The sequence below is a fragment of the Nocardia tenerifensis NBRC 101015 genome (genome assembly GCF_000308715.1).
Taxonomy (GTDB): Bacteria; Actinomycetota; Actinomycetes; order Mycobacteriales; family Mycobacteriaceae; genus Nocardia; species Nocardia tenerifensis.
This window is the reverse complement of the sequence record NZ_BAGH01000382.1, coordinates 1-12766: the sequence shown is the minus strand read 5'-3', so window position 1 is coordinate 12766 and position 12766 is coordinate 1. Positions and strand designations below refer to the sequence as shown.

Sequence of the window (12766 nt, the reverse complement as noted above, 5' to 3'; positions counted from 1 at the left end):
TTGCCCGCGCTCATCACCTCGCGGTAGCGGAAGTTCTTGCCGTACACCCAGCCGAGCAGGCCGTTGGTCCGGCGCACGATCTTGGTGTTGTGCGCCGCCATGACGAACGTGCTCACCCAGCCGTCCAGGCTCGGGTCGATGGCGCTCGCGCGCGAGAGCGTCTGATCCGACTGGCGGCCGACGTCGGGGTCCATCGACTTGTCCGGGCTCAGCGAGTACGGGTGCGAGAGCACCGAGCCCTTCTTCGGGTCGGCGGCGATCGCCTCCATCATCGCCCGAGCCGAGTCGACCGTGCCGCCGCTGACGCCGCCCTTGAGCGAGGCGATCAGCGTGGTGTCCTCGAGTTCACCCGTGTTGTCCGCCAGCGAGCGCTTGTACAGCTGGTACACGCTCAGATCCGACGGAATCGAGTCGTAACCCGCGGAATTCACGATCTTCGCCCCCGTCGCGACGGCCTGGTCGTGGTACCGGTCGATCGCGTCGCGGATGAACAGCGGCTCGCCGGTGAGATCGGCGTAGTGCGTTCCGGCCTTGGCGCACGCGCCGACCAGCGGCAGCCCATAGCGCAGGTACGGGCCGACCGTGGTGACCACGACCTTGGTCCGCGCCGCCAACGCGGCGAGCGCGGCCTCGTCGGTGGAGTCGGCGACCACCAGACCCCAGTCCGCGGCGGCCGGGCCCAGCTCGGTGCGAACCTTGGTGAGCTTGTCCAGCGAGCGCCCGGCCAGCGCGATGCGCGCGGACTCCGGCGCGGCGGTGAGCAGGTACTCCGCGGTGAGCTTGCCTACGAAACCCGTTGCGCCGAAAAGGATGAGGTCGAATTCGCGATTGTCTGCCATGGTCTTCCGTTTCTGCGGTTACGCATCGGTGCTCGGCTTGGACGCCTTCTTGGCCCTGGTGCGCGGCTTTTTCGGCGCGACGGGCGGATGCTCGGCCAGCCACTCGTGGTGCTGCTTGCCGAGCGCGGTGACGGGCGGCTCGTCGTAGAGCCACTCCCGGGAGATCTGGTGCCAGTTGGCGGTGCAGCCCAGCTGACCGAGCATGCCGAAAGTGAGAAAGTCGGCGCGGCGGGAGAACAGATGCTCCGGCGGCAGGTTCTGCTGCTTCATCCCGGCGAACTCGCTGGCCCTCGGGTCCACCGCGAGCAGGAACGCGCCGCTGGCCAGCTCCGGGGTGATCGTCAATTCCTCGTCGATCAAACACCATTCGGACGCGGCGAGCACGTACTCCAGGCACTCCTCGGCGCCGATCTCGTCCGGTGAGTCGATCACGCCGCGCTGAATCATCAACTGCCGCAGGTCCTCGGCCCGGTCCTCGGCGGCCGCGCGCAGGCAGGTCAGCTCGAACTGGACGTGCTCGGAGTCCATCCGATTGAACAGACCGAAGTCGAGGAAGCCGACCTTGCCGTCCTCGGCGAGCAGCACATTGCCCGGGTGCGGGTCGCCGCAGAACTCGTTGAAGGTGAACAGCGAACCGACGTAGAAGCGGTAGATGATCTCGCCGATGCGGTCGCGCTCGGCGTCGGGCAGCTGCCGTATCTCGTCGAAGCCCTTGCCCGCCACGTACTCGCTGACCAGCACGCGGGTCGTGCTGAGCTCGGGCAGCGAGCGGGGCACCACGATGAACGGATGCCCGGCGTAGAGCTCGGCGATCTGCAGTTGCGTGTTGGCCTCGGCCTGGTAGTCGAGCTCGCTCTCCATATTGAGCCGCAGCTCGTCGAGCACGGCGGGGGTCACCCATGGCATGGCCGACTGCAAAACCCGGCGGAACATGGCCAGGTTCTTCAGGTCCGCGCGCACCGCGGCGTCGATGCCCGGGTACTGCACCTTGACCGCGACCCGCCGGCCGTCGCGCAGCGTGCCCCGATAGACCTGACCGATGGACGCGGCCGCGATCGGCTCCTGCTCGAACTCGGCGAAGATCGCGTCGAGGGGCTGACCGAAATCGTCCTCGATCACCTGCCGCATCGACTCGAACGACACCGACGGCGCCGCGTTGCGCAGCACCGCCAGCCGCTTCTGGAAGCGTTCGCGATGCGACTCCGGCACCAGGTCGAGATCGAGCACGGACATCATCTGCCCGAGCTTCATGGCCACGCCCTTCATGGTGCCGAGCACCATGACCACCTGCTCGGTGGTGCGAATCATGGACTCCTCGGCCATCTTCGCCCGTACCGCCTCGGATCTACCCCGCATCGACAGCCGCGCGCGTTGCGTGCGGATCACCGAGCTGGCTGCGACGGCACCGAGCTTGGTGCCACGAGCAAGCCGAGAGGTCGGTACTTGCTTCGCCATCGAGGTACCTCCATTGGTGCCAGTGCGCGGGGCGGTGACGCGGCCCACCGGGCGCACCGCTCGGCTTCAGAGTAGCCGCCGCGGCGGCAATGTCGAGCCCCTCGTCACACTTTTGCTAGCACCCCAGCTAGCACCCGGCGAGTCGGCCGATCGGTCAGTTCGCCGAGTTCGCGCCGGGTGTCGGCAGCACATGCGGCTGGGCGTTGAACACCTCGCGGGACCCGTTTGCACGCGCCATCCCGTCGATCGCGCTCCAGGCCATCATGGTCAGGTAGTCGATCACTTCCTCGCGCGACATGGTCTTGTTGGTGGTCCACCAGTGCGTCGCGAGTTGGATGCCGCCGACCAGGACGTAGGACCAGAGCATCGCGCCGTCGGTCTGGATGCCCTTCTCCGTCGCGCGATCGACGATGACCGCGGCGACCACCTCGGCGAAGAGCTTCTCGAACTCCGCGAGCGAGGATTGGTCGGCGGAGCCGTTGCCCATGATGAAGCGGTAGACCTCGGGGTCCTCGTCGACCGTGCCGACGTACTCGGCCAGCGCCGAGCGGACGAGCTGGTACTCGTCGGCGTCCAGGCTGATCGCGTTGTAAACGCGCGGCATCAGCGTGGTCTCGATGAACCGCTGCATGGTCGCGTGGACCAGGTCGTTCTTGTCGGAGAAGTACCGGTACAGGACGGTTTTGGAGACGCCGATCTCGGCGGCGATCTCGTCCATCCCGGCATTGGAGCCGCGTGCTCGAACAGCGGCAAGAGTGCCGTCGACGAGTTCCTCGCGGCGGTCGATCTTGTGCTGGCGCCAACGGCGTTTGCGGCCATCCTGTCGGCCGGTGCGCACCGCCGCCGGTCGGTCGGCGAGCTCGCCGACGTCGACAAGGTCATCGGTGGACAGTGTGGGCTCCCTTGTTGGTCGGTTCCTCCTCGGACCTTCAGCTTAGGTCCCGGTCGCTGGTGATATGCGCGTTTGGGTCGGGATGCGACAGGTCGCACATCTTCCGCGCCTTCGGCGGGCCCGCCGCGCGGCACAGCAGAATGGAGGCATGGAGAAAGCTCCCGGCAACATCGCGGTCCTGGAAACGCCCGCCGCGGCCGCGCCCACCAGCTTCGCCGCCGTCCTCGACGAGGAGAGCAAGCGCCGCGACCTGTGGCGGATGAAGGCGCTGGCCACCGGGCTGCTCGCGGTGGCGACGGCGATCTATCTGTTCTGTCGCTGGCTGGAGTCGCGCGGCAGCGGCGGCGGCTGGGTGGACTACGTGCGCGCGGCGTCGGAGGCAGGCATGGTCGGCGCGCTGGCCGACTGGTTCGCGGTCACCGCGCTGTTCCGGCACCCGCTCGGCCTGCCCATTCCGCACACCGCGATCATCCGCAAGAAGAAGGACCAGCTCGGCGAGAGTCTCGGCTCCTTCGTGGGCACCAATTTCCTTGCCCCGGAGGTGGTTTCGGCGAAGGTGACCTCGGCGCAGGTCTCCTGGCGAGTCGGGCGGTGGATGGCCGACCCGGGGCACGCGGCCAGGGTGGCCGAGGAGAGCTCGACGCTGCTGCGCGCGGTGGTCGGGGTGCTGCGCGACGAGGACGTCGAGCAGATCATCGACCAGACGATCGTCAAACGGATCGCCGAGCCGCTCTGGGGTCCGCCGATCGGCCGGGTGCTCTCGGAACTGCTCGCCGACAACCGTCAGCTGGTGCTGCTGGACCTGCTCGCCGAGCGCGCGCACCAGTGGGCGCTGGGTTCGCAGGAGACGATCGATCGAATCGTCCTGCGCGACGCGCCGCAGTGGGCCCCGAAGTTCGTCAATATCCTGCTCTCCGAACGGATCTACCGGGAACTCGTCGAGTTCACCTGGAAGGTCCGGTCCAATCCCGAGCACGAGGTGCGCCTCGCGGCGAATCGTTTCCTCGAGGAGTTCGCCGACGATCTCCAGCACGACGACGCCATGATCAAGAAGGCCGAGCGGATAAAGGCGCAGATCATGGGCCGCGAGGAGATCACCGGCATGGCCGAGGCGACCTGGCGCGCGGCCAAGCGTTTGATCCTGGAATCCGCCGACGATCCGAACAGCACGTTGCGGCGTAAAGTCGGCGAGAATGTGCAGCAACTGGGCGAGCGGCTGCGCGACGACGCCGATATGCGCGCGAAGGTGGACGGCTGGATCGACCGGGGCGCAAGGTATCTCGTCGGGAATTACGCGGGGGAGATCAGCACTCTGGTCACCGATACGGTTGCCAGGTGGGATGCGGACGAGGCGAGCAAGAAGATCGAATTGCAGGTCGGGCGTGATCTGCAATTCATCCGCATCAACGGAACGGTCGTGGGTTCGCTTGCGGGCCTGGCCATTTACACCGTTTCGCACCTCATGTTCGGTGGCTGAGCCGTAGCGCGCCGGATGTTTGCCCATAGAGTGCTAACAGACTGCTTGCAATAGTTAGCACCCTGCCCTAGAATCGAACACGTACAACCGCCAGAAGGTGAGTGATGGCAGACCAGCCCGAGGTTTCCGCCGAGTACACCGACAGTTCGGCCGAGCAATCGACCGGCGTGGGAGAAAAAGCGGCCCGTGTGGTGAACGCGGCGCACGACATCGGCGGCTTCATCAGGGCGCAGCGGGAGGCCGCGCAAGTCTCGTTGCGTCAGCTCGCCACCCTTGCGGGAGTGAGCAATCCGTACCTCAGCCAGATCGAGCGCGGATTGCGCAATCCATCCGCCGAGGTACTCGCGCAGATCGCCAAGGCACTGCGGGTGTCGTCGGAGGTGTTGTACGTCCGGGCCGGCTATCTCGAACAGCGGCCACACAGCCCGGTCCGGGACGCCCTGCTCGCCGATACGTCGATCAGCGAACGGCAGAAGCAGGTGCTGCTCGAGATCTACGAATCGTTTCGCCGGGAAAACGGAGGGAACGAGCCGGGGGGACATGGGGACAGCGTCGTTCCGCGCACACCAACACAGACTCCGCCACGCCAGGAGAACGAAATACCATGACCGACAAGACCAATCCGACCGTGACCAAGCCGCTGCTCGCCACCGTGGGCGCGGGCGACGCGATCTACGCCGCCGTCACCGACGTCGTCACGCAGGTACGTGAGCGCGCCGCCTCGACCGACGTCTCCGCCCGGGTCGAGGAGGCCCGCGAGCGCTTCGCCCACGTGCCCGCCGACGTGCAGGCCCAGTTCGAGACGCTGCGCGAGCGGCTGGCCGGACTGCCCTCGGAGCTGCCGGAGGATCTCGCCGAGCTGCGCGAGAAGTTCACCTCCGAGGAGCTGCGCGCGCTGGCCGACAAGTACTACCGCCAGGTGCTCGACATCTACGCCGATCTCGCCGTGCGCGGCGAGGAGACGGTGGAGCGGCTGCGCGCCAACCACCTGGTCGAGGAGCGGATCGAGCGCGTCGAGTCGCTGTACAAGGACGCCGCGACCCGCGCCGAGGACGTGCTGGATCGGGTGAACGGCCTGCTCGGGCGTCCGGCCAAGGTCGAGGAGACGCCGGGCGAGCCGGTCGTCGACGCCGAGGTCGTCACGGTGACCACCGAGACCGCCCCCGCCGCGGACGACGTCGCGCCCGCGGCCCCGAAGGTCGCCGCGCCCGCCGCCAAGAAGGCCGCGCCCGCGAAGAAGGCGCCCGCCAAGAAGGCCGCTCCGAAGAAGGCCTGACCGACCGGTCGGAAGGCCGTCGCGAGCGTCGATTCGTGAAGGGCCGCAAGGCTATTGGAGTTCTCGTCGGCAACGCCCTCGCGCACCCTGGTGTGCGGGGGCGTTGCTCGTATGATGGGACACGTGAATATGGTGCACGGATTGACCGGGATGATCCTGCTCGTGCTGTGGCTGGCGGCACTCGGCGCGACGATCTTTGCGCTGATTCATGCCGTGCGGCAACGCCCGGACGCGTTCACCGCGGTGGACAAGCTGACCAAGCAGATCTGGCTGGCGATCCTGGGCGTCGCGGTGGTGCTGCTGCTGCTCTCGCCTGCCGGGCTCGGGCTGCTCTCGTTCGCGGCGATCATCGCGACCGGCATCTACCTGGCCGACGTGCGACCCAAGGTGGACGAGATCCAGCGCGGTCCGCGCTGGTAGAACCGCCGAGTCGGCGCGGCGCCGCTGTCCGGTTCCGGTCCTCGGCGAGCGAACACTCGATAACTTTCGAGTGCTAGCACTAGCTAGCAGCGCGTATCGGAGTTACTGTATCGTGCAGTAACACAAAGGAGTGTCCGATGCGTGCCAAGCTGCCGACCGAGCTGGCGAACATCCCGGAGCTGATTCGCGGGATGCTCGACGCACACCGCGCGAACCTGCGGACCCGCACCTACGCGACCGCGGCGTTCAACCCGCCCGCCCCCGCTCCCGTGGTGATCCCGGTGACCGCCCGCGACGGCGCCCGGCTCCGCGTCCACGCCTACGGACCCGCCGACCGGCCCGTCATCGTGCTCGTGCACGGCTGGACCTGCTGCATCGAATACTGGAACCCGCAGATCAACGCCTTCGCCGGCGAGTACCGCGTGATCGCCTACGACCAGCGCGGCCACGGCGAGAGCGAGCTGGGCCAGAGCCCGCTGAGCATGGATCTGCTCGCCGACGACCTGGCCGCCGTGCTCGACGCGAGCCTGCGCCCCGGCCAGCGGGCCGTCATCGTCGGCCACAGCCTCGGCGGCATGACGCTGCAGGCGTGGGCAGGCCGCTACCCCGATCGCGTCGCCAAGCAGGCGCTCGCGACGCTGCTGACCAACACCGCGGCCGATCGGCTGGTCTTCGAGACCACCGTGATCCCCCTGCTGAACCGCCCGATGCGCCTGCTGAAGCTGAAGGTTCCGCTGCCGTTCCTGTTCGGCCGCTTCGGCCTGGGCGCGCCCCTGATCTTCCCGCCCATCGCCCCCGTGCGGTGGCTGTTCGCGCGCTCGATCATGACCACCGAGGCCAGGGGCGACCTGCTCGAGTTCAGCATGGCGATCGTCCGGTCCTGCCCGGCCATGGTGCGGGCGCGGTTCGGCAGGCTGCTCGCCGACATGAACGTGGGCGAGTCCGCGCGCAACCTGGTGGTGCCGACCACGGTGATCGCCGGGAGCTTCGACGACATGACCCCGGTGGTGCACTCGCAGCGCATCGCCGAGATGCTCAGGGAGACAGGCAGTCTCGCGCGCTTCGTCGAGCTGCCCACCGGTCACCTCGGCAATGCCGAGGCGCACGAGCGGTTCAACGAGGAGCTGGCCCACGTCCTCGAGTCGGTGCGCGCCCGCGCCGAGATCGCGGGCTGACCACTCCGCTCGCTCCTGGTCGGATCAGGTGAAGACCACCGTGCGGCGGCCGTGGACGAGCACCCGGCCCTCCAGATGCCACCGCAGGCCGCGGGCCAGCACGACGCGTTCGATGTCGCGGCCCTGACGCACCATGTCCCCCACGTCGTCGGCGTGGTCGATGCGGGTGACGTCCTGTTCGATGATCGGGCCCGCGTCCAGTTCCGCCGTGACGTAGTGGCAGGTGGCGCCGATGAGCTTCACGCCGCGGGCGAACGCCTGGTGATACGGGCGCGCGCCGACGAACGAGGGCAGGAAGCTGTGGTGGATATTGATCGCCCGGCCGGCCCAGTGGGCACACAACTCGGCCGGCAGCACCTGCATGAAACGGGCGAGCACCACGGCGTCGGGGTGGTACGAGTCCACCAGCGAACGGACCTCGTCGAACGCGGGCCCGCGCTCGGCCGGATCCTTCGGGAACAGCACGTGATGAAACTTCACCCCGTGCGCCTCGGTCATCCCGGCCAGATCGGGGTGGTTGCCGATCACCGCCTCGATGGTCGCGGGCAGCTCGCCACTGGCGGCGCGCCCGAGTAGATCGTGCAGGCAGTGCCCGTCCTTGCTGACCAGCAGCACCGCCCGGCGCCGCGCGCCGGAGTCGAGCAGCTGCCACTCCGTCTCCGTGCCCAGCTCGGCGGCCACCGCGGCGAATCGCTCGCGCAGTTCCGCCAGCCCGAACGGCACTGTCGACGCCTTGATCGCCTGGCGGGTGAAGAACCAGCCGCTGTCGGCGTCGGAGTGGTAACCCGCCTCCATGATCGAGCCGCCGAACTCGGCGATGAACGAGGTGATCCGGGCGATGATGCCCGGTCGGTCGGGGCAGCCGAGCGCCAAGACGAAGCGTCGGTCGTCCTGGGCGGGTAGAGCGGAACTCATGGATACATCTTCCCAGGCCACGCCGGGCAGGCGGGCAAGAGGGAGTCCGGGTGCGCGCTCAGAGCTCGTAAAACGGCTCGGGGTAATGGAATTCGCCGGTGATGCGGGGGTCGTAGGCGCTGAGCGGACGGACCTGGAAGTGCGACACCCACGACGGGTCGTCGGGCGTGATGCCGAGGCGGGCGGCGGGGACGAAGCCGAACTGCGGGTAGTAGTCGAGGTGGCCGAGCAGGCAGACGAGGGGTTCGTCGAGGGCGTCCGCGGCGCCGAGGACCGCGTGCATGAGGGCCGAGCCGACGCCGGTGCGCTGGTGTTCGGCGACGACGCCGATGGGGCCGAGCGCCAGCACCGGGAACGGGCCGATGGCGGCCCGGGTGAGGCAGACGTGGCCGATGACCGTGCGGTACTCCACCGCGACCATGGAGAGGGTCGGGATCCAGGCCGGGTCGCTGCGCAGCCGGGCGACGAGGTCGACCTCGGGCGGATCGGCGCGGTCGCTCTCGGACTGTGCGCCGGTGCGCTCCGACGTTGCGCCGGTGGATTCGGGCGGTGTGCCGGTGGACTCGGGCGCACCGCCGGTGCGCTCGGCCGGCTCGCCGTCCGCGTCGTGCGCACCGAACGCGCTGCGATGCACGGCCGCGATCGCGGCGATGTCGTCGGCGCGTTCGCGACGGATCAGCACGGTGTCGTCTCCTCCCGAAACCAAGTAGGGGCCCAGCCGCACACGGTAATCGCCTCGACCGCCGCATCACCACCGGCGATCTTTCACCAGCTACGAGTGTGCGGGAAAGCTTGCCAGGCGCGCAACGGAATTCGCCACCGGTGTGCCAGACTCTCAGCTCATGGCAAATTCCGCGTCACCGACCAGGGCCGAAGTGGCCGCCATGATCGATCACACACTGCTGGCGCCGGGCGCGACCCCCGATGACGTCGCCGCGCTGATCCAGGAAGCCCGGGAGTTGGGCGTGCTCGCGATCTGCGTCTCTCCGTCGATGCTGCCGCTGCGCGCGCCGGGGCTCGTGGTGGCGACGGTCGCCGGATTCCCGTCCGGCAAACACCATTCGCTCGTCAAGGGCGCCGAGGCGCGGCTCGCGGTCGATCAGGGCGCGGCCGAGGTGGACATGGTCATCGACGTCGGCGCGGCGCTGGCCGGCGACTACAACGCGGTGCTCGCCGACATTCTCACGGTGCGCGAGGCGATGGGCGATCGCGCGGTGCTCAAGGTGATCATCGAGGCGGCGGCGCTGCCCGACGCGGCGATCGTCGAGGTCTGCCGGGCCGCCGAGCGTGCGGGCGCGAATTTCGTGAAGACCTCCACGGGTTTTCACCCCGCGGGCGGCGCCAGCGTGCACGCGGTCGAGTTGATGGCCGCGACCGTCGGCGGGCGGCTCGGCGTCAAGGCGAGCGGCGGCATCCGCACCGCCGAGGCCGCGGCGGAGCTGATCGCGGCGGGCGCGACGCGGCTGGGGTTGTCGAAGTCGAGCGAGGTGCTCGCGGGGTTCCCCGCCTGAACGGTTGGGCCGCAACAGCTCTCGTAGCGACGATCGAAAATTGTTGGCGGTCTGTGGGATTCGCGGCGTCGATCCGGATCAGGAGCAGGTGTTCGCGTTGCCGTCCGCGGGGGGAAGTTCGGCGCGGTCGCCCGTGAGCCGCACGGAGATGCCGTCGTCGGTGACCTTCACCTCGCTCGGCCGCATGTTGTACGGGTAGCCCTGCAGGCTCTTGGTGAACACCTCGACGATGCCCTGCACCAGGTCGGTGGGCAGGCCCACGCCGAGCAGCTGCGCCGACTGCGTCTCCACCTCGACGACGCCGCCCTTGATGACCGGCTTCACCTGCAACTGAGCCAGGCCGCCGAGCACGTCCAGGGTCAGCATGCCCGAGCTCGCGGACGAGCGGACCCCGCTCACCAGGCCGCCGAGCGTCTGCCGGATGCCGTCGTTGTTCCAGGTGACATCGGCGGACGAACTACCGATCACCCCGCCGCCACGCCCCCTGTCGGTGACCTCGACGTCGTGGAACTCCGCGTGCACCACCATGCCGGCCGCGGGGCCGAACTTGGTGTCGTCGCTGTCGACCTTCACCGTCGGCACCTTGCCGTCGATCCAGGTGATGAGCATGGGCTTGGCGCCGAAGCTCACGTCGATCTTGGAGCCCATCTCCTTCTCGAATTGCGTACTGATGCACCGTGACACGGTGTGCCTGGCGTACGCCTCACCGCCGACCACGGCCGTGACCAGCAGAACCGCCACCACGGCCAGGGCGATCAGCAGGTTCCGCCGGGTGGCCGACTTGGTTGCCGGAGGTGTCGTACTCATGCGGCCGATTCTTCCGCACGTTTCTGAGCCGTCTCTGTGGGGGCATTGAGGGCTTCGATTGTGACATGTGACACAGGAATCGAGCGTAGCCTGATGTTCATGGCTGGCGATGCGGCGGGCCGAGCACTCGGTTCCGCGGATCACGGATGGCGGGTGCTGCGCCGATTGGCCGGTCGCCACGCGGGTTTCTTCACCACCAGGCAGGTGCTGCGCACGCGGTGCGAGGCGCGGGTCCGCGTCGCGCTCGACGACGGCTCGGTGACCAGGGCCGGGGTCGGGCTGCTGCGGCTGGCCGAGTGGCCGTCGGGCCCGCTCGACGAATACGCCATGTGGGCGGCCTGGTTCGACGGCGCCGCGGCGGTCTCCCACCACAGCGCGGCCGAGCTGCACGGCATCGGACGGCTGCGCCCGCGGTTCCTGCACCTGTCGGTGGGCTCCGGTCGCCCGCCGGTGACGCCGCGGCTGGTGGTGCTGCGACGCTCGCTCATCGGCACCGAGATCGAGTCGGCCGGGCCCTTTCTGGTGACGACCCCGCTGCGCACCGTGCTCGATCTGGCCGAGGCGGACATCGGCCAGTCCGCGCTGGACGAGGTGGTGGCCGACGCGGTCGCCATCAATCGCTGCACGAGCGACGAGATCCGCTCCGCCGGAGCCGGTTTGACGCCGCGCGCGGCATCCAGGGTCTACCGGGCGCTGACCGGCGCGTGACGCCGCGAGAATACCGGCGGCGCACAGCTGTTCGTCGCTGTGCTCAAACACCAAGCGGTGCAACGGGGTTCGGCGCGACGGTTTCCCACGGAACCGACAGCACGCAGTCGCGCATCCGGCGGCGATAGCGCCGCAGCGGAAAGCCCTCTTGCCGTAGGGATTCGGCCGCGGCGCGCCAGCGGACGCGCGGACCGAACGGGGCCAGCGGGGCGGCGCGGGCCCAGGCCCGGTCGGCGGCGGTGAGCAGCGCGTGGATCGGCTCGCCCGGCACATTGCGGTGGATCAAGACCTTCGGCAGTCGCTCGGCGATGTCGGAGGGCTGGTCGACGGTGAACGGGTCCCAGGCCAGGGTGAGCGACCGCGGGCCGGAGCACTCGAGCAGGACCCAGGCGCAGCGGCGACCCAGCTCGTCGCAGGTGCCGTCGATCAGTATCCCGTCCGGCGCGAGGCCGGACAGGATGGTCGACCACGCGTCGGGGACCGCCGCCTCCGGGTACTGGCGCAGGACATTGAACGCGCGCACCAAAACCGGTCGCAGACCGGCCAATTCGAACCCGCCCCGAGCGAAGGTGACGCCGTCGCGGCCGGGCACGACGCGGGCCGGATCGATCTCGAGGCCGACGACGCGGACGTCCGGGCGCACCGTGCGCAGCCGCGTCGCCAACTCCAGCGTCGTCCAGGGACTCGCGCCGTACCCGAGATCGACGACCAGCGGATCGTTCGCCGCCCGCAGCCGCCCGGACACCAGCTCATCGTGCGTCAGCCAGCGGTCACTGCGCCGTAGCCGATTGACGCCGGTGGTACCGCGGGTGATCGTGCCGACCGGCTTGGTCAGCTGGTCGGGTGATGCTCGTCGAGCCACTGCACCGTGAACTCCGCCTCCGCGCGGAACAGATCGACCAGGTTCACCAGCATCAGCTGCTCGAGCCGCGGGCCGACCATCGGGATGAAGACCTTCGCCTCCGTGGAGAAGCGCATGGTGCACCCCGTGTCGGTCGGGAAGAGGCGGATGGTGCCGCCGAGGCTGCCCGGCCCGGCCGGGATCGAGGCCGAGTACTTGCCGGTGGTCTCCTCGGCGTCGAACGGGCTGTAGCTCTCCTTGCGCGTGATGATCATGTCCTTGCGCATCACGGCCTGGGCGATTTCGGGCAGCATGTCGCGCGGCAGGATGTGGTGCAGGACGACCTCGATGCCGCCGTCGCCCGCGGTCAGGCTCCCCACCTCGTTGCCCGGCGAGTACTTGCGCATCTCGGCCATCCGCGCGTCCCAGTAGTCGCGGCTCGACAGCGCC

15 protein-coding genes are annotated in these 12766 nt (G+C 68.9%); 7 read left to right on the top strand and 8 right to left on the bottom strand.

All coding sequences use genetic code 11. The features are described 5' to 3' along the window. From ON39_RS30490 to ON39_RS30480, 3 genes are all read right to left on the bottom strand, one after another. A partial coding sequence (locus ON39_RS30490) for a saccharopine dehydrogenase family protein (protein ID WP_040739465.1) occupies positions 1-839 on the bottom strand: 839 nt, incomplete at its 3' end. 18 nt (positions 840-857) lie between these two features. Further along, on the bottom strand, positions 858-2294 hold the full coding sequence (locus ON39_RS30485; protein WP_040739471.1) for an ABC1 kinase family protein: 1437 nt from the start codon (positions 2292-2294) through the stop codon (positions 858-860). A 154-nt stretch (positions 2295-2448) separates the two neighbouring features. Next, positions 2449-3132, bottom strand: a complete 684-nt coding sequence (locus ON39_RS30480) for a TetR/AcrR family transcriptional regulator (protein WP_083894788.1) — start codon at positions 3130-3132, stop codon at positions 2449-2451. Between the two features lie 202 nt (positions 3133-3334). Between ON39_RS30480 and ON39_RS30475 the strand changes: the two genes are divergently transcribed. The 5 genes from ON39_RS30475 to ON39_RS30455 all read left to right on the top strand — a co-directional run bounded on the left by ON39_RS30475 (position 3335) and on the right by ON39_RS30455 (position 7534). Further along, positions 3335-4663 (top strand): DUF445 domain-containing protein, encoded by a 1329-nt coding sequence (locus tag ON39_RS30475; protein ID WP_040739463.1) that lies wholly within the window; start codon positions 3335-3337, stop codon positions 4661-4663. 104 nt (positions 4664-4767) lie between these two features. After that, a complete protein-coding gene (locus ON39_RS30470; RefSeq protein ID WP_051187348.1) occupies positions 4768-5271 on the top strand; it encodes a helix-turn-helix domain-containing protein in 504 nt (167 codons plus the stop codon). Next, the gene (locus ON39_RS30465) at positions 5268-5939 is read left to right on the top strand and encodes a heparin-binding hemagglutinin (protein WP_040739462.1); all 672 of its coding nucleotides are present in this window, start codon (positions 5268-5270) and stop codon (positions 5937-5939) included. Before ON39_RS30470 ends, ON39_RS30465 begins: the two co-directional genes overlap by 4 nt. Positions 5940-6068: 129 nt before the next feature. Next, the gene (locus ON39_RS30460; protein WP_040739461.1) at positions 6069-6359 is read left to right on the top strand and encodes a DUF2516 family protein; all 291 of its coding nucleotides are present in this window, start codon (positions 6069-6071) and stop codon (positions 6357-6359) included. A gap of 137 nt (positions 6360-6496) precedes the next feature. Beyond that, a complete protein-coding gene (locus ON39_RS30455) occupies positions 6497-7534 on the top strand; it encodes an alpha/beta fold hydrolase (protein ID WP_040739460.1) in 1038 nt (345 codons plus the stop codon). 24 nt (positions 7535-7558) lie between these two features. Here the strand turns inward: ON39_RS30455 and purU are convergent, their stop codons facing one another. Both purU and ON39_RS30445 read right to left on the bottom strand, forming a co-directional pair. Next, a complete protein-coding gene (purU, locus tag ON39_RS30450) occupies positions 7559-8449 on the bottom strand; it encodes a formyltetrahydrofolate deformylase (protein WP_040739459.1) in 891 nt (296 codons plus the stop codon). A 58-nt stretch (positions 8450-8507) separates the two neighbouring features. Beyond that, the gene (locus tag ON39_RS30445) at positions 8508-9131 is read right to left on the bottom strand and encodes a GNAT family N-acetyltransferase (protein WP_040739468.1); all 624 of its coding nucleotides are present in this window, start codon (positions 9129-9131) and stop codon (positions 8508-8510) included. Positions 9132-9291: 160 nt separating this feature from the next. Here ON39_RS30445 and deoC point away from each other — a divergent pair, with 160 nt between their 5' ends. Beyond that, a complete protein-coding gene (deoC, locus tag ON39_RS30440) occupies positions 9292-9960 on the top strand; it encodes a deoxyribose-phosphate aldolase (protein WP_040739458.1) in 669 nt (222 codons plus the stop codon). Between the two features lie 78 nt (positions 9961-10038). Here deoC and ON39_RS30435 read toward each other — a convergent pair whose 3' ends face one another. Beyond that, positions 10039-10767, bottom strand: a complete 729-nt coding sequence (locus tag ON39_RS30435) for an LmeA family phospholipid-binding protein (RefSeq protein WP_040739457.1) — start codon at positions 10765-10767, stop codon at positions 10039-10041. A gap of 99 nt (positions 10768-10866) precedes the next feature. On the opposite strand from ON39_RS30435, the gene ON39_RS30430 reads away from it, so the two are divergent. Continuing rightward, a complete protein-coding gene (locus ON39_RS30430) occupies positions 10867-11475 on the top strand; it encodes a type IV toxin-antitoxin system AbiEi family antitoxin (RefSeq protein WP_040739467.1) in 609 nt (202 codons plus the stop codon). Between the two features lie 43 nt (positions 11476-11518). Here the strand turns inward: ON39_RS30430 and ON39_RS30425 are convergent, their stop codons facing one another. After that, a complete protein-coding gene (locus tag ON39_RS30425) occupies positions 11519-12337 on the bottom strand; it encodes an SAM-dependent methyltransferase (protein ID WP_083894785.1) in 819 nt (272 codons plus the stop codon). Further along, positions 12307-12766 (bottom strand): DUF2505 domain-containing protein (locus tag ON39_RS30420; RefSeq protein WP_040739456.1); only part of this gene is annotated, 460 nt, incomplete at its 5' end. The genes ON39_RS30425 and ON39_RS30420, both read right to left, overlap by 31 nt.